The 16,068-nt window shown below is 61.0% G+C and carries 21 protein-coding genes; 1 reads left to right on the forward strand and 20 read right to left on the reverse strand.

Translation table 11 applies throughout. The annotated features are described in order from the left end of the window. Positions 1-25: 25 nt before the first annotated feature. The 16 genes from ABE493_RS10450 to ABE493_RS10525 form a co-directional block, all read right to left on the reverse strand. Positions 26-349, reverse strand: a complete 324-nt coding sequence (locus ABE493_RS10450; RefSeq protein WP_346498856.1) for a DUF3325 domain-containing protein — start codon at positions 347-349, stop codon at positions 26-28. After that, positions 342-2,009 carry a PepSY-associated TM helix domain-containing protein gene (locus ABE493_RS10455; protein ID WP_346498857.1) on the reverse strand — a complete coding sequence of 556 codons (1,668 nt, stop codon included), beginning with the start codon at positions 2,007-2,009 and terminating at the stop codon, positions 342-344. Before ABE493_RS10455 ends, ABE493_RS10450 begins: the two co-directional genes overlap by 8 nt. A gap of 12 nt (positions 2,010-2,021) precedes the next feature. Next, the gene (locus tag ABE493_RS10460) at positions 2,022-2,339 is read right to left on the reverse strand and encodes an iron uptake protein (protein WP_346498858.1); all 318 of its coding nucleotides are present in this window, start codon (positions 2,337-2,339) and stop codon (positions 2,022-2,024) included. A 305-nt stretch (positions 2,340-2,644) separates the two neighbouring features. Next, entirely contained in the window at positions 2,645-4,837 is a 2,193-nt protein-coding gene (locus ABE493_RS10465) for a TonB-dependent siderophore receptor (RefSeq protein WP_346498859.1), read from the reverse strand. 398 nt (positions 4,838-5,235) lie between these two features. Beyond that, a complete protein-coding gene (locus ABE493_RS10470; RefSeq protein WP_346498860.1) occupies positions 5,236-5,568 on the reverse strand; it encodes a low molecular weight protein tyrosine phosphatase family protein in 333 nt (110 codons plus the stop codon). 29 nt (positions 5,569-5,597) lie between these two features. Then, positions 5,598-6,026: a hypothetical protein gene (locus ABE493_RS10475; RefSeq protein ID WP_346498861.1), complete on the reverse strand. Its 429-nt coding sequence runs from the start codon at positions 6,024-6,026 to the stop codon at positions 5,598-5,600. Positions 6,027-6,102: 76 nt separating this feature from the next. Continuing rightward, a complete protein-coding gene (locus tag ABE493_RS10480; RefSeq protein WP_346498862.1) occupies positions 6,103-6,489 on the reverse strand; it encodes a YbjQ family protein in 387 nt (128 codons plus the stop codon). A gap of 311 nt (positions 6,490-6,800) precedes the next feature. Next, positions 6,801-7,205, reverse strand: a complete 405-nt coding sequence (locus ABE493_RS10485; protein WP_346498863.1) for a lysozyme inhibitor LprI family protein — start codon at positions 7,203-7,205, stop codon at positions 6,801-6,803. Between the two features lie 58 nt (positions 7,206-7,263). After that, positions 7,264-7,659, reverse strand: a complete 396-nt coding sequence (locus tag ABE493_RS10490; protein ID WP_346498864.1) for a hypothetical protein — start codon at positions 7,657-7,659, stop codon at positions 7,264-7,266. Between the two features lie 37 nt (positions 7,660-7,696). Next, a complete protein-coding gene (locus ABE493_RS10495; RefSeq protein ID WP_346498865.1) occupies positions 7,697-7,819 on the reverse strand; it encodes a hypothetical protein in 123 nt (40 codons plus the stop codon). A 46-nt stretch (positions 7,820-7,865) separates the two neighbouring features. Next, entirely contained in the window at positions 7,866-8,372 is a 507-nt protein-coding gene (locus ABE493_RS10500; RefSeq protein WP_346498866.1) for a GNAT family N-acetyltransferase, read from the reverse strand. Between the two features lie 202 nt (positions 8,373-8,574). Beyond that, positions 8,575-9,078 carry a hypothetical protein gene (locus ABE493_RS10505; RefSeq protein ID WP_346498867.1) on the reverse strand — a complete coding sequence of 168 codons (504 nt, stop codon included), beginning with the start codon at positions 9,076-9,078 and terminating at the stop codon, positions 8,575-8,577. Between the two features lie 100 nt (positions 9,079-9,178). Then, positions 9,179-9,556, reverse strand: coding sequence for a DUF4124 domain-containing protein (locus ABE493_RS10510; protein ID WP_346498868.1), 378 nt, complete (start codon positions 9,554-9,556; stop codon positions 9,179-9,181). Positions 9,557-9,849: 293 nt separating this feature from the next. Continuing rightward, complete coding sequence (locus ABE493_RS10515) at positions 9,850-10,092, reverse strand: hypothetical protein (RefSeq protein WP_346498869.1); 243 nt, start codon at positions 10,090-10,092, stop codon at positions 9,850-9,852. Between the two features lie 113 nt (positions 10,093-10,205). Then, entirely contained in the window at positions 10,206-10,559 is a 354-nt protein-coding gene (locus tag ABE493_RS10520; protein ID WP_346498870.1) for a hypothetical protein, read from the reverse strand. A 284-nt stretch (positions 10,560-10,843) separates the two neighbouring features. Beyond that, a complete protein-coding gene (locus ABE493_RS10525; protein WP_346498871.1) occupies positions 10,844-11,206 on the reverse strand; it encodes a DUF1801 domain-containing protein in 363 nt (120 codons plus the stop codon). A gap of 140 nt (positions 11,207-11,346) precedes the next feature. Between ABE493_RS10525 and ABE493_RS10530 the strand changes: the two genes are divergently transcribed. Next, positions 11,347-11,598: a hypothetical protein gene (locus ABE493_RS10530; protein ID WP_346498872.1), complete on the forward strand. Its 252-nt coding sequence runs from the start codon at positions 11,347-11,349 to the stop codon at positions 11,596-11,598. Positions 11,599-12,728: 1,130 nt separating this feature from the next. On the opposite strand, the gene ABE493_RS10535 is transcribed toward ABE493_RS10530, so the two are convergent. The 4 genes from ABE493_RS10535 to ABE493_RS10550 all read right to left on the reverse strand — a co-directional run bounded on the left by ABE493_RS10535 (position 12,729) and on the right by ABE493_RS10550 (position 15,969). After that, complete coding sequence (locus ABE493_RS10535; protein WP_346498873.1) at positions 12,729-13,073, reverse strand: GFA family protein; 345 nt, start codon at positions 13,071-13,073, stop codon at positions 12,729-12,731. An 853-nt stretch (positions 13,074-13,926) separates the two neighbouring features. Further along, entirely contained in the window at positions 13,927-14,151 is a 225-nt protein-coding gene (locus ABE493_RS10540; RefSeq protein WP_346498874.1) for a hypothetical protein, read from the reverse strand. Between the two features lie 63 nt (positions 14,152-14,214). Continuing rightward, complete coding sequence (locus ABE493_RS10545; protein ID WP_346498875.1) at positions 14,215-14,751, reverse strand: hypothetical protein; 537 nt, start codon at positions 14,749-14,751, stop codon at positions 14,215-14,217. A 294-nt stretch (positions 14,752-15,045) separates the two neighbouring features. After that, entirely contained in the window at positions 15,046-15,969 is a 924-nt protein-coding gene (locus ABE493_RS10550) for a LysR family transcriptional regulator (RefSeq protein WP_346498876.1), read from the reverse strand. Positions 15,970-16,068: the final 99 nt, after the last annotated feature.

A 16,068-nucleotide genomic window follows, 5' to 3' on the forward strand; every position in this document is an offset into this window, starting at 1 on the left:
AGCATGCCGTGAGCGACTCGCACGCCTAGCTGATCCACGGTGCCAGAACACGCAGGCGCTGTGGCCGCGACGACAAGGTGAACGCCACCAACAACGCGCCACCGCTCAAGGCCATGACCCATACCAGCACCGCCATGGTTGCGTGGTCCACGCTCAGGCACAGCACCAGCGCGGCGCCGATGCTGCAGCCGCCCAGGATACGCAGCAGGCGCAGGACCGCGGGCGAGGGTTGGCGTTGCCACACCTGCTGGGCATGTGCCTGCATCGACAACGCCAGCCAGGCCATGCCGCAGAAGCCGAGCAACAGCGCGCCTGTGAGCATCAGGTTGGCGGAGAGTGAGTCATGCATGGGCGTTCTCATTCTGGCTGTGGCTCAGCTGCTTGGCATGCGCGCGCTGGCCGAGCTTGCGCGCGGTAATCATCGCCACGGCTGCAGTGCCGAGCAGGAACAGGTCGATGCCGGCTACAGGCCAGTAGCCTTGCGACAAGGTGCGCAGCAGGTGGTCGCCGGTGGTGATCCAGTTCAGTGCAACCGCCACCACGGCCAATACCGCGATGGCCCAGGTCTGCTCGCGCCATGCCGGGTTGGTCAGCCCACGCGCCACAGGTGCGCCGCGTATGCCGGCATGCACCAGCGCCAGCGCCCACACTGCCCAGAACGCATAACGTTCCCAATCACCCCGGCCGGGCAGGGCGTCGGGTAGCAGGCGGTTGGCAATCAGGATGCCGAGCGTGGCCAGCACCATGCCGGTTACCGTGGTCACCGCCAACGCATCCACGATGCGCGCGCCCTGGCTGCCTTGCAGCGCGTGCTGGCGCTTGCGCTTCTCGACGAAGAAGACAAAGCCGGTAGCAATGCACACCGCCCCGGCCAGGCCGCCGAGCACGTACAGCCAGCGCAGCAGCCAATGGCGGAAGTGCTGCAGGTGCAGGCCGGTGAGGAACTCGCTCATGCGTGCCACCGGCGTTGCGGCCGGGTCCTCACGGATCAACTTGCCGTTGGCCGCATTGAAGTGGATGCCGTCGCCGACCAGTGCGATGCGGTCGGTGCCGGCACGATAGACACTGACGTAACCGTTGGCATCGCCCACGTGTTGCAGCACCAGGAAGCCGACATCACCGGCCTTGTCGTTGGCCTGCCAGCGCTGTTGTGCCTGCGCGACCATCGCATCGACCGATGCCAGCCCTGCGGCAACCCCGGCGCGCTGGTGTGGCAGGCCGGTTTCCTGCGCCTCGGTGCGTTCGTGCAGGTCATGCAGATCGTGCAGCTGGGTGTGGCCGACCGGGAAATAATAGGTGCCGGCAAAGATCAGCAGGCCGGTGAGCGCGAAGAAGAAGTGGAACGGCAATGCCACCACGCCGGTGAGGTTGTGCAGGTCCAGCACGCTGCGCAGCCGCGCCTTGCCAGGGCGGAAGGTGAAAAACTCGCGGAACAGCTTGCGGTGCATCACCACGCCGCTGATCAGCGCGGCCAGCATGACCAACGCGGAGAAGCCGACGATCCAGATGCCCAGGTTTTTCCAGTCCAGGGTCAGTCCATAGTGCAGCGGGAAGAAAAAGCCGCTGCCGATCTTCAGACGGTCATCGGGCAGCACGCTGCCATCGCGTGGATCGATGGTGGCGTAGGCCCAGATGAGTTCTTCCGGGTCCTTGGCGTTGGGCACCTGGTAGCCGGCATACAAGGCCAGGACAGGATCGCGGTGGGTGGTGTAGGCACTCCAGCTGGCGACCTTGTCGAAGTGTGTCGGCATTGGCCCGTTGACGCGTGGGCGCATCGCCTCGATGGCTTCCTTGTTCGGCTGCATGCGCTCGAAGGCCGGTTGCAGCACTTTTTCGAAAGAGGGCATGGCCTGCGGCTGGATGCGCGTGGCGGGAATGGCCCAGCGATCGATTTCCCGATCGAACACGGACAGCGCGCCGAAGAAGAACGCTGCCATCAGCACGAAGCCGAGCACCAGGCCGAACCAGGTATGCAGCCACGCCATGGCTTGCCGGAAACTATTGAACATGGGGTTCTCCGTTCACACCAACAGGGTTTGCACGAGCGAGGCCAGCCCCGCCATCAGCAGGCCGCCACCAAGCAATACGATGCCCACCCGCAGCAGTTGTCTGCTTGCGATGCTCCACAGGAACACCAGCACATAGGCGAGCAGGCCGATGAAGGCGCCGAGGAACTCGGCATCGTGGAAGTCCAGCTTGGCCGCGAACAACAGGCAGGTTGCCAGCGCCACCGTGCCCCAGGCAAAGACGTAGCCGCCGAGCATGGCCATCAGCACGCGCAGCACGATCTGCCGGCGGCGTGAGCGGGATGGAGCAGCGAGGGTGGAGGGTTGGGACATGGCGTGGGGTGGTCTCAGGTATCGATGAAGGGTGAAGCGGTGTTTGCAGCCCCTCTCCCTGCGGGAGAGGGGTTGGTGAGAGGGGGAGGCTCAGGGAGTGGGCAAGGTTGGCCGTGAAGTGCTACCCCTCTCCCGCCCGTTGGGCACCCTCTCCCGCAAGGGGAGAGGGGATGGAGCAAAAGCCAAAAGCTCAAAAGCAAAAGCCAAAAAGCAAAAGCCAAAAAGCAAAAGCCAAAAAGCAAAAGCCAAAAAGCAAAAGCCAAAAAGCAAAAGCCAACCTACGGCCGTATTGCCATCAGCCGCACTCAGAACCGCCAGTCAAAACTCAACTGGTAGTTGCGCGGCGCGCCGTAATAACCAATCTGATACAGGCTGTTGATGTACTTCTGATCGGCAAGGTTGTTGATGTTGGCGCGCACCGTGGCATTGGGCATTACGTCCCATGCTACGAAGGCGTTGAGCACCGCGTAGCTGCCCTGGCGGACCACCATGTTGGTGTAGCTCTCCTTGGTGGAGGTATCGCTCTGCCAGCGCCCGCCCAGACCGAATGACAGCGCCTCATAACCTGGCAGGCGTGAGGTCAGCATCAGGTTGGCAGTGCGGCGCGGTACCCAGGTATAGGTGCTGCCGCCGTCCTGGTTGCTCATCTTCAACTGCGTGTAACCAAGTACAAGGTTGGTGTTGTCGCTGAGCTTGCCGGTGGCTTCGAACTCGACACCCTTGGACTCCACGTCCACGCCGTAATACCAGTAGTTGGCTGTAGCGAAGTCATAGCCGCCATAGGTGGACAGGTTTTCCTGCTTTGCCTTGAACAAGGCCAGCGTGGTCAGCAGGCGCCGGTCCAGCCATTCGGCCTTGACGCCGACTTCGTAGTTCACGCCCTTGGTCGGATCCAGGTAGACGTGCTTGATGTCGTACTGATCCTGCGGCTGGTAGATGTCGGAGTAACTGACATAACCCAGCACGCTGTCGTTGAAGTCCCAGGTCAGGCCGGCGTACGGGCTGACGTTGTCCTCTGTCTGGCTGAAGGTCACACCGTTGTTGCCGTCGCGGTGATACTCGGCCCAGTTGACGCCGACCACGGCCTTGAGCCGATCGGTAAAGCTCAAGCGGGTGGCGCCGTAGCCGCGCTTCAGGCGCTGGTTGGTCCAGCTGGCCTTGGTGCGCGCGCCCCATTGCGGTTCGGCGATGACGTTGCCTGCATACGGGAATGCCGGCAACGCACCGAACGAGGGATCGCTGCCATCCACCGGGTGATCCCAGGTGGTCTCCGCGCTCTTGGCGATGCTGAAACCGAACATGGCTTCCTGCTCGCGCCCGAACAACTGGAAGCGGCCATTTACGGTGATGTCGCCCAGATGCGAGCTGCCTTCGTCGATGCCCTTGTACGACCAACCCACCAGTCCTTCGCCGGTAAGCGGATCCAGGCCGGTGGTGGTGTAGGCGAAGAACAGCTGGTCATCGCTGCCGATCTTGCGGTAGTTGTACGAGGCCTTGACCTGCCAATCCGCACCGAGCTGATGGGTGTATTCGGCGAACGCGGTTTCGGTCTTGGTATCCCAATACGTCCAATCCTGGGTGGTGGACGCGCTGCGTCGCCAGGAGGCCTGGCTGCCGTCGGCGTTGACGAAGGTCAGCGCGCCCCACATGTTCTGGTCGCTGTTGGCCTTCTGCCACGAATAGCCAAGGGTCAAGGTGCCGTTGTCACCTATCTGGCCATCGACCACGCCGTACAGGAAGTTGCGGTCGGTGTTGAAGCCGCGCAGATAGGAGTCGCCGTCTTCGTGCGCGGCCACCACCCGCCCGGCCCAGCGGCCGTCGTCGGTGAACGGGGTGGCGTAATCCACCTCAATGCGGCGCTTGCCCCAGGAACCCACGCTAACGCCCAGCTGGCCCTTGGCCTCGTTGGTGGGGCGCTTGCGCACATAGTTGATGGTGCCCGAGGCGTTGCCCACGCCGGTGAGCAGGCCATTGGCGCCGCGGATGACTTCCAGCTTCTCGTAGCCGTAGGCGTCCATCGCACCGGTGACGATGCCCCAGTCGTTGGGCAGGCCGACGCCGTCAATCTGGGTGTTCTTGATGTCGAAGCCGCGCGCCACGTAGTTGGTGCGGTTGGTTTCCCACTCCTCCACCTGGATGCCGGTGGCCAGGCGCAGCGCATCGTTGAGGTTGTCGATGCCGAACTGCTGCATCTGCTCGCCGCTGACCACGCTGATCGACTGCGGGGTTTCCTTGATGTCCAGGTCCAGGTTGGTGGCGCCATTGCTGACCCGGTTGGCACGCTGGGACACCACCCGCACCGTATCCAGTTGGGTAGCGGTGTCATTTTCCACGCCGGAAGCGCTGCCAGTGGCGGCCTGTGGCGCCGCCAGCACGGCACCGCAGCTGCTGAACAGAGCCAGGCAGATGGCCGCTTGCAGGCGGCGGCGGGTGAGCCGGGACGGGAACGAAACGCCTGCGGCAATGGCCGGGCGGAGGGAGGTGCGGTTGCGGTGCATGAGTGGGCCTGAACGGAAGAAAGCAGGGGATTAGCCACGTGCGGGGCGTTGCCCGCTTCCGGTGCGGGGCATGACTGCGCTCAGGCGGGCGGCAATGTTAGTGCGAAATTAAATGCGAATGATTTGCATTTTGCAACTGTTCCCTGAGTCAGCTAGCGCTGCAGGGTGCGTTTCGCACGGTTCCGGCAGGCTGTGACTGGCGCGATTTTCTCAGCGAAGGACCGTCCCGGACCCTTCGCTGGGGCGATCCAGGCGTCTGCAGCGCATTGTCAGCGCCCGTGGAACCAAAGCCCCTCTCCCTTCACGGGAGAGGGGTTGGGGAGAGGGCGGCGAGATCAGCGTTGCTGGCTGCCGCAGGTATTCCGCCTGGCCCGAGTACCCCGCGCGATATGCCCTGCTCAAGCCACAGGCAGGAAGCGGGTCACCTTGTGCTTGAGCAGCCGCACCAAGACCGGGTCCATATAGTCGTAGTCATCCGGGATATCCAGGCAGATCACGCGCTTGCCATCCAGGTGCGCCCGGAACTTCTTCGACAGCTTGTTGCGATGCGCTTTTCCCATCACGAAGATCAGGTCTGCCCAGTGCAGCAGTTCGGGCGATACCGGCGTGTTGGCATCGTTGCCCAGCCCGGCCGATTGCGTCTCGATGCCGGGCCAGTCGGCGAACACCTGCTCGCCGGTTGGGCTGCGCAGGCGATTCTGGCTGCAGATGAAAAGCACGTTGCGTGGCATGGTGACGCTGGCTCGGGTTGGGCGATTGATCAGGCATGCGGCGCTGAGCGCTCGCCTTGGCGGCAACGCGTCAGCAGCGGAGTGAACACGGCGACGCCAAGCAGTGGCCAGCCGAAAAACAGAATCCGGAAAAGCAGCGATCCGTTTGTATTCCCGATCAGCAGCAGCGACACCAGGCAGCCACAGCTGAAGCCGATCCAGACCAAGGTCTTGTTGAAGACCAATTGATCGCTGCTCAGCACTGCATATGCGCGCCATAACGCGACGATGCCCAGCCAGCCGCCGGCAATGCACAGCAAAAGCTGGACGGCGTCAGCCACATGCTCACCAGCCTGGAGTGACTCCAGTGCAAACATCACACCGGGCACGCTGTAGAACAGCGCCACCAGCATGGTGGGCACAATTACGCCGATGCCAACAAGCTGCGCCAGCACGCAGGCTCGCATCTGATTGCTCATGCGCGAGCAGGCGCTGCTGCCAGCGACGTTTCTGTGGGCATCATCGGCAGGGGGACAGCGCGCTCCATCGCTGTGCTCAGCGCGGCTGCGGCTCGACAACCACGGCGGTGCCATAGCAAAGCACCTCGGTGAGCCCGGTCATCAACTCGGTGGCGTCGTAGCGCACGCCGATGATCGCGTTGGCGCCCAGCTGGCGGGCGTGGGTCACCATGTCGCGGTAGGTCTCATCACGGGCCTGCTCGCACAGCTCCGTATAGATGGTGATGTTGCCGCCAAAAATGGTCTGCAGCCCACCCAGGAAGTTGCCCACGATGGAACGCGAACGCACGGTGATGCCGCGCACCAGGCCGAGGTTGCGCACGGCGCGATAACCCGGCAGTTCCAGCGCAGTGGTGATCATCGAATCGTTGAGAACAGCGGCTGCCGCCGAGCGTGGTGAGGACGAGTTGTACGGGTCGGACATGGGCTGGCCTTGGCGGATGGTGGAGTGATGAAAGCGGAGTATGGCGCAATGCTTTTACGCAGGTGCCTCGGTAGCGTCCTGCGTCCAGACCTGCCCTGAAAGGGCTGAGTGAAAAGCCGAACAAAAGGTAGCCCGGGTAAGCGCAGCGCACCCGGGGTTGTTGGCACGCATTCGGTAACATCATCGGCCAGCTGCTTCCCGGGTGCGCTGCGCTTACCCGGGCTACGGTGATGCGATCTGCCAAGCCCAAAGAACCAACATGTAGTGCCGAGCCATGCTCGGCAGGGCTATCAAACGTCTCTACCGCGCGACTATGGAGACGGAGACTCCCCAACCAGTTCACGCAGTTCGCTTACCCGGCTGATGTTCAACTGCATCGGGCAGAACGAATACATCGGTGAACCCACGTAGGAACCGGCAAGCTGGCAGTGCAGGTCGCGGTATACCAGCCAGGCCTTCTGTGCCCGCTCCAGTTGTGCGGCATCCTCCGCGTTCTCGGCCAGCAGCCGGCTGTAAAGCGTGCGGTACAAGCGGGTCATCTCCGCCTTGGCGCTGTCGGAGGCAGCGCTGGAGCACGCATCAACTGTGCCGTTGTTGATGCCGCCGGCTTCTGCAAGGCAGTCGTTGTAGACCTGCTGATGATCCGGCCGCGCTTGCGGCGCTGCCCAGACGATGGCGGGTGAAAGCAGCAGGGCGATAGTCAACGAGCGGATCATGTGAACCTTGATGTCAGGAGGGCAGCGACGCTGCCGTGATGATCGTCAGCCTGCGGGCTCAACGACGCGTGAGTTCCTGACCATCGACGGTCATTTTCCAGCTGCCGTCAACCTGGTGCGGCGGCACCGACACCACGAAGCGCGTGGTCAATGGGCCAACCCCGGCGATGAAATCGTTGCCTTCATAGGCCTTGATGGGCGCATCCAGAGACTTGCTTGTCGACGGGCTGGGCTGGTGTTCGTAGACCACACGGCCGCTGGCGTCGATAAGCAGCGAGGTGGTTTCAGATTCCCAGCTGCCGATATAGGCCTGTTTGTCTGCAGGCACCGGCTTGCCGCAGGCCACCAGCAGGCAGGCGAGCAGTATGCCGAGCAGCGCAGGTACGCCGCGCCGCAACTGCGAGGGTTGCGGCACGTTGCTGCTGGCGGTGATGTGTGAGCGAGTGCTGCGCATCCTGGGATCCTTCCTGTGAGCGTGGGGAGCAAGTCCGTCAGATCTGCGCTGATCGGATGAGTGAAGCGGCATCACTCTGCCAACGAATACGACCGCCGGCAAGCAGGCGCAGTCCGGAAGTGCCGGCCGAGTTGCGGGTCAGGTGAGAGCCTTCGGTCACGAGCGTTTTCCTTTATTCGCAACCGCTGGCCGGCGCAATACGCAGCTTATTCCTGCGCGGAGAACGCGGCGTGATAGGCAACCATTCCCTGTGGCAGCGTGCCGTCAAACGAAAGGGCCTGGAAATACTCGGCGGGTACGTCCGGCAGCACCAGCGAAGGCGTCGCTTCGAAACCAAACCGTCGGTAATAAGCGGGCTCCCCCAACACCACGCAGCCTGACGCGCCGTGCCGACGAAGCAGATCAAGCGCGGAATCCACCAGCTGCGTGCCAATGCCTTGGCCCTGCAGTGACGGAATTACCGAAACCGGGCCCAAGCCATACCAGCCAACGTGGGCATCGTTGATGGTGACCGGCGATGCAGCGACATGGCCAACAACGACACCGGCGCTTTCGGCAACCAGGGAAACGCTGAGTTGCCCTTCGCGGCGCAGCGCGGCCACGATGAACTGCTCGGTATGGCTGCTGTACGCGGCGTGTGCGAACGCGGCGATGGTCACCGCTTCAATGGCGGCGCTGTCATTGGCTGTTTCATGGCGGATCTGCAGGTTCATGCTTGTCTGGCTTGGGTGGTTGTGAGCGAATGATGCACGCAGTGCGGTCACGGCTCGAAATTAGTTGTGAGATCAAGATCGATGCGCGAACGAAGCTTGAAAGCGTGCACGGCGATGAAGGAAGAGCGTGCGGATAGGATTGACGTTGTGTCAGCGGGTTTGGTCACGAACGTACGCTGCGCGTTTGAACGCAGCGAAAGCATCATCTGCAACTCAACGTCACTATCGGCTCAAGGTATGCCGGCAGCGTGCCTTGCGCATCCATCGCCGCCAGCGCATCAAAGCGGGGAATGCGGGCATTGGCGTCGGCGGCGAGCAAGACCTTGTAGGCCTTGAGCATGCTGCGCATGCCGGCGAGCTGGGAGGGCTGCAGCGCGCCCTTCTGCGATGGATTGGCCACCTGGAAGGCCGCACTGCCAAAAATGAACTGCGCCAACAGCTCGGGGCCATTTGCTATGCCCTTGCCAGGTACCGGTGCCAACACATCCGGGCAGACGTAATCCACTGCGTCGTTGGTGCTGTCCTCCCACTCAAGCAGCAAGGCGCGGATGCTGGTTGCCTCCGGATGCCTTGGCTGTGCTTCCAGCAAGGCGGTCAGGCCGACGACCTGAGCGCTGTCGACCTTCAGCGCGGGCTCGCCCTGGGCGACGGCGCAGAAGGGCAGGAGCAGCGCGAGGATCAGTGTTCTCTTGAAGGAGTGGCTCACGGACTCTCCTGCACGGGTAGGCAAGGCAGCGGCGACATCGGGAGCGGTTGCTGGCTCAACGGCTTCGGTCAGGCCGCGAACCACGCGGCGCCAGCGTACATCAACGGCAGGCGGCGTCGACCTGCTGGTCCAGGTTGCCGCGCATTTCGGCGCTTGCCTGCGCGCCGGCCGCTCCCAGCGCTGCAGTGCGCAGGGCCTTGGCGCTATCGCACTTCTCGTTGGCCGCAGTGGTGGTGTAACGCACCTGCACACGCTGCTGGCCCGGGCCGGCCGGGGCGGCGGAGATAGCCTGGGTCGGGTTGGAGGCCGAGGGTGTCGCGTAACGGCGCAACGAGGTTTCGCCTTCGCTGCAGGGGATGGACTGGTAGCTGGTCTCACCCTTGGGGCCGGTGCACTTGTACACAGCCTGGGCCTGCGCCGAGGGCAGAGCAAAACAGGCAAGCGTGGTTGCCAGCGCGAGCAGACAGGCCTTTGTCATCGAAGCTCCCATAAATATGAATAGGCGAAAGAGGGGGCTGATTATGGCGGCTTCGGAAGCGCGAATCCGGAACGGGCACAGCGTTTCAGGGCAAAGGCTGCGCCCGGCCAGATCGTGGTTTCGGTGATGGGCTCAGGGAAGCCCAGGGCAGCTCACCAGGGCTGCGAAGGCTTTATGGCGGGCACGCGATTGCGGAATGTGCTGCAGGCCAGGAGCAGGCTAAACGCGAAGCAGACGAGGAAAGGAGGAAGGTAGATTCCCATGTTGTTCGACCCAACCCCCATGATCGATAGTCAAACGTCACCCAGCCACTCCATCTGCATGAGCGTGAGAACGAGCCCGGTGATGGTGGGAAGCGGAACCCCGCCGTGGCCGGCCACCAAAAAGGTGGGGGCAAACGACGCGATCAGTGCCGAAAGCACCACGCGATACAGGATCGGCCAATTCGCAAAGCGCGCCCGAAACTTGAACAGCGCAATGGCTGCGAGCAGCACCAGCAGCGTCATCAGGATGGGGACGGCGAAGAGTTCAAACATGCAAGGCACCGAAGCGTCGAGGTTGGGCGATGTATACCGCCAACGGAGTGCCGCTGACCGAGGTCAGCGGCAGGCTTGTATCTGATGATTGAGTGGCGGGCTGCAGGACCTGCTCAGCACTGGAAGCCGAGCACAAGCTCGGAGTTGTCGGCGCTGCTTCGATCCAGATCGCTGCGCCGCTCCAACGGCTGCGTGCAACCGCGCGGCTTGATGTACTCGCTGGCCATCTCCACCAACTCGGCGGCCTCAAGCGGTTGCTTGTCCTTGCTGCGGACATGGATGTAGTACGGCTGCTGAAACATCACGATGTAGGTATCCAGCGCATAGCCGCGACCGGCGTGCTCCAGTTCCGCATGGTTCTCGTCGACCTTCACCCAGCTGCGTTCAATCAGATTGCTCTGCGCAGCCATGCCGGGCAGCGCAAGCAGGGACGCTGCGACGAGGGTGGTGGTGATGATTCCTTTCATGGATGACTCTTCTATTGGGGTTTGATGTGGGTGTAGCAAGTTTACTGTCCCGCTGTGTTGATCTCATCTGCCAAGACACCGCGGCGTGGGAGAGCGTTGGCCCGAGTGCTTCGGCTCTCGATGTTTGGGTCATGCGGTGCGCAATAGCCGGCAAGGTCATTGTTGCGGCTGATGAAGGTTTCGCCGAGTGAGCGGGAGATGCCTTTCAGATGACGAGTGCTTGCCATGCGCCCTCCAGGGTTGGCGCTGGGCCAGATCGCAATCTGCGGATTGCTTTAGCATGGTCAGGCCGCACCTCTTGCTGCCTCCAGGGCCAGCGGAAGGTAGTGAGCCAGCTGTTTGGTGTTGATGTCCTTTGCCGAATGCAGCTTGATGTGCCGCCGGCCTTTGCCTGCACCTTCAAGGTGGCCTAGCGTGTCCGGGATCCTGGCGCCGCTGCCGAACTCGACCGAGACGTGGTGCTTATAGGCAAAGACCCCACAGAACGACTGCCCTGAGCTGAAGATAATGCCGCCGTACTTGACCTCCTCGGTCACTGCCGGGATGGCTTTCTTTACAAGCGCGCGGACAGATTCGAGCAAAGAGAATTGCTCCTCGCCAAGCAGGCGGACGTCATCCAGAAGGTCTTGAATGGATTTTTTAGCCATGACGTTGGTATCCAATGCAGGAACTGAGCCCGCCGATGAAGCAGCCCGGCTTAAGTGATTGTTGGGTGGCGCGCTTACGCATGAAGGACAGCGCCGAACGGCGAGCAGGCCAACGCTGGTAGACGCTATCGGGGCAGCCCATGAGCAGAAAGCTTCTCCCGCGTGGCGATTCTCTCTACCAGCGCATCGATAGCTGCTTCCATGGCATGTGCGGTCTGGTCGCCACTCTGGTTGGTGATGACGAAGATGCCAAGATCATATTTCGGCATGATGTAGATGTAGCACTGCGAGCGGGGAACACCGCCATGATGCGCGTAGTAGAGGCTCTTCAGGCGGTTGCCGCTGACGATGTTCCAGAAGTAGCCGATGCTGAGCTCGGAATCCCAATTTGACCAGAGGACGATGCGATTCCGTCACTATGGGCCAGATCTTTCGCCGGGACGTTCTTACCCATGCATCCCGCGCTCAATAGCGCGACGGACAACGCGATGCAGTTGAACCACCGCCGGTTCCGAACAATCATCGAAGTCGCTTGCATGCGTCGGCGCTTGAAAGCAAGTAGGGAAAGGGTTCGTAACATAGCCGATCGCCGAGGCTCACGCCTGTGGCCTTTCTCGTGCTTGCATCTGTTGAAATGATCGCCATCAGTGGGTTGCAGAATGCTCGAAGGGTGGAGCGTACGCGCCGCTGCCGAGTCGCTGCTCTCGCATTACCATATCGCAGGCAGCTTGCTGTGCTTGTTGGTGTCTAGATCCAGCCGAACCGCACGGCATGTTCGGTTGGATCGACCTGTCGAGCGGTGCCAAAATCTTCAATAACTTACGTCTTGGCCGAATGCGCTGCGTCGAGCTGCACGTTCCTTTCCGCAGCGGCGTCATATATCTCAAATAGTGATGTTCTGTAAGACCAGGCGCCCATGCATAGCAGAAGAAATGCCAATGACAATAACTTGTAAATGCGCTTTTCAATCATGGGAATTACGTCCTTTGTAAAAATTTGATTGAACCACCTGATGCCCAAGCTGAGCCAAATTCGTAGCGGGGCGATTGGGTGCTGGTGCGGCGGAAAGTGCTAGGGAATGGCACTGTGTGGCTTCGGGGCGTGGCGTCGGCCTGAACGTATTGTCAGGACCCACCGCTCATGGCTGATTTGCACTGCTCAAACTCTGGACGCAAGGTCTTCTTGAAGATTTCGCTACTTCCCGTTTCGAATTCATGCGCAAGGGTTTTTGCGGATACTTTCTTTAGGGATGCCTCAAGAAAGCACGAGCAAAATCTGCTTGCGCGCTCCGGTGTCACGCTGGCCCGGTCGCCGAGGCGTCTAACACAGGTCTCGTTCAATTCAGCAGGACTCACGGGACGGTTGCAGCCAGCAATACCAGCGATGGCGAAAAAGAGCGCAAAGGGAAAAATCCGCACGTATCTATCTTCCTTGAACGATGAGGTGTGTGTTGGTTCCAGCTCTGGAATCAAGCCGCAGCTTGCGGCGGGTTCGACATGAGCGAAATGTCAGCTGTTGCGCACTAGAACTCCTTGCCATTTACCGGGACGCGCTTGAGCTCCGTCAGGTCGATTCCATCCACGCAGCGAACATTGATTGCAGCCATCTTGGTTCCGTCAGGCTTGGTCCCAAGGCCGAAGGCCTGGCAGCCACAAACCGAGCAGAACTGGTGGAGGATGTTGTGCGTATTGAATGTGTAGGTCGTGAGTTTGTCTGCTCCTGATGTGACCGCAAACGCTTCGCGCGGCACGAACCAGAACAAGAGTCCCTTGATGCTGCAATGTGAGCAGTTGCATTCAATGGCTTGGTCAATCTCACCTTGAGCGGTGAACTTCACTGCTCCGCAATGACAGCTTCCCGATTGCATGTGTGTCTCCTAAGGCGTGAGTTGAGCCTTGCCGCGAGGCGGCGTTGGCTTGAAGGAATCATCAGGCATCAGTCGACACCAAAACGCCAGTGAGTACCTGCCCATGTCGATTGACTCCCAATCAGAGGACTCATGGATTGGCATCTTAAGGGTGATTGTTTTGAGGTCAACATGTGGAGGAAACTCCGAAAGAACAATGTCCGCTACCTCGGGCCCGAGCCTGTGAGTGATGTTGAACACAGGGAGCGAATCTACGAGTTCGGCGGCGCCGATGCGGAACGTGCCTCGGGTCAGCATTTCGTCACCGTCAAAGAGGGCTAGGTCAACCCGCATAGATTTGTCCTCTGATGCCTGACGCCCGCATTAGGGCGAGCCGAGCAACGGTCTCGGTTTGAATGAATTGTGCGGTGTTTGATATGGATCCAGCAATCTGCACCGGGCAGCCTGAGCCGGCTCATGATATGCGTTGTAGCTGACGATTCCCTGGAAACACGCATGCCAACAGCCGCCGCCGATCTGACGCGCTTGACCCGAAACCAGGCAGCTTATGAGACAATCGTTCGCTGGGCTGCATTGTTTGGATAGCTCGGTGACAAAGCAGCTCTCATAGTCATTGAGCGCGACAGGATTGATGTTATTGGCAAGGCATTTTCCGTCCAGCAAGTCCCGGAAGTCTGGGCCTGGAGGAGCCGCCGGAAGCGCCTCGCCGCGCGAATTTTTGTGACTCTCCGAACTTGGTGATTCACTACATGCCGTCAAAATAACTAGTCCAATTATCAGGATTAATTTTGACATGGCACCTAGTTCTGGATATTTAAGCCGCGCCGCGAAGCGGACTAGGCGGAATGAACTGTTAGGCGCCACCAGTGCCACTGAAGTAGTTGTAGCATCCAATGGCAACGATAGCGACTGCCAGTGCGATCAATCCCACGCCCTCGATATCCAGCTCGGCCTGCAGTATCCGGCGACGCAAAGTGGGGAACAACAGGCAGGGCGAAATGACCACTAAACCAGCGCAAAGACTGGCGAGACCTAGCCAGAAATTGAACTGCCAGGTATCAGAAATTTGGCTAAGCATCCGTGTTGCACCTAACACCTGAATTAAGCCGCGCCGCGGAGCGACGTCGGCTTGGACGAGTAATTAGCGCCTATCCGGAAGAGCGCCATATGAGTCGCTTGGTCGTTTCGTTTTGAGAAACCGCCGGACCTCGTGAAGCACGACAAAATCTCTTGCGTGCAGCCTTTCCAAGCGTGTGCGAGCTTCCGCGATAGTCTGGTAGTGTTCCTTGGCGAACGCAATGGCTGCCGCCGGGTGGGATGGGCATTGATAGAGAAGCCGATTGAGCTTCACGGTTTCGTCTACAAGTTCGTCAGTGAGCCACATTGACTGGGCAGAGATAAGGAAGAGGGCTTTATGCGCCCGGCTGACATCCCCCTCCGCAAAGAGAAAGTGATAGACCTTGCGGTCCTGATCGTCAGCTAGGCTGGTCTTTAACTGCGTGATCAGATCTTCAACGTGCTCATATGCGTCGATTCGCTTTTTGACGACAAGCTTGTAGTAGTCGTTGATGTACTGGTTGCGCGCGACGCGCAGCGTGACCAAGCCGCCTAGCAGGCCGCCAATCACAGCCGCAATGACGCTGCTTGTCAGTATCGACGTCCACGTTATGTCTGGCATAGACGCTAACTCTTATGTAGACCGCGCGGGAGCGGTGTAATGCTGAGTATTGCGCATCTTTCTGTTGTTTTGAACAAGGAGATGTACCTGCGCGATCAATGTTCTGTGGCATTGCATAAGCCGAGTCAGAGAGTGGCTAGCAAACAGCAGTTCCAATCGGTGATAGTGAATACACTCATGCGCTAACGGGGTAATGGCATCTTCGGCGCTTTGATCGGAGCCATTCGCCCAGTGCCCAAGTTTGAATAGCCCACCTGAGCTACTGGGACTTTCCGTCAGGTTTGACGCTGACGCCTATTCCACTTCCCGCGTCCGCGCCAACTCCGCCGCATTCCTCAATGCCTGCAGAAAACGTGCGAGCGGCGCGCTCTGCGGTTCGCCATCACGGGTGTAAACCATCACTGGTCGCTGCCAGGCAAACCCCGGCGCGTCCAGTTTTACCCAATGCCCGGCAAGCAACTCGGCCTGTGCCAAACGGCTGGGCAACAAGGTGAGGTAGCCGCCGTCGCGGATCATCGCGCGCATGAATTCCGGCGAGCCGCTTTCCATGGTGTTGAGCGGTGGTTCCAGGCCGGCCTCATGGAAGCGTTGGCGGAACGCGGCTTCCACCGCGCCCAAGCGCCGGCCGAAGATCCAGGCCTGTTCCAGTAGTTGTGCCGGGCTGATATCGCGTTGCCGCGCCAGCGGGTGGCGCACGCTGGCCAGTACGCGGTACTCGTCGTGCATCAGCACTTCGCTCTTGATGCGCGGGTCCGGGTCGCCGTCGCCAAAGGTGTGCAGGGTGACCACCGCATCCAGTTCGCGCGCCAGCAGGTTGGGTAACAGCTCGGGCAGGATGCCGCCACTGACGTGGATGCCGATTTTCGGCCAGTGCCGGCGCAGCGCCAGCACCGCCGGGGCGACCAGCGAGCCGGCCGTGCTCGGGCCGGTGCCGATGCGGACCTGGCCCTCGGCGCCGGTCTGCAGCTCCTGCAGGCGGTCCTCGAAGCGGCGCACGGCGTCATGGGCGGGCTGGGCGTGTTCCATCAGCAGGCGGCCGACATCGGTAAGCCGGGCTTCGCGGCTGCCGCGCTCGAACAGGCGCGCGCCCAGCTGCTGTTCCAGCGCCTGGATGCCCTTGCTCAGCGCCTGCTGGGTGCGGCCGGTCGCCCCAGCAGCGCGGGTGAAACTGCCGTGTTCAACCACGGACAGGAAATAGCGGAGCTGGCGGAGATCCATGGCGGCACGCGGTAACAACCAATGGTTGTGGATCGTACGCGAATTGGTTGGCGGTTGCCGGGGCCGGGCGCTGATAGTCGGCTGATCGCAATCTCCCGG

Origin of the sequence: Stenotrophomonas terrae (genome assembly GCF_039674165.1) — a bacterium.
Taxonomy (GTDB): Bacteria; Pseudomonadota; Gammaproteobacteria; order Xanthomonadales; family Xanthomonadaceae; genus Stenotrophomonas; species Stenotrophomonas terrae_A.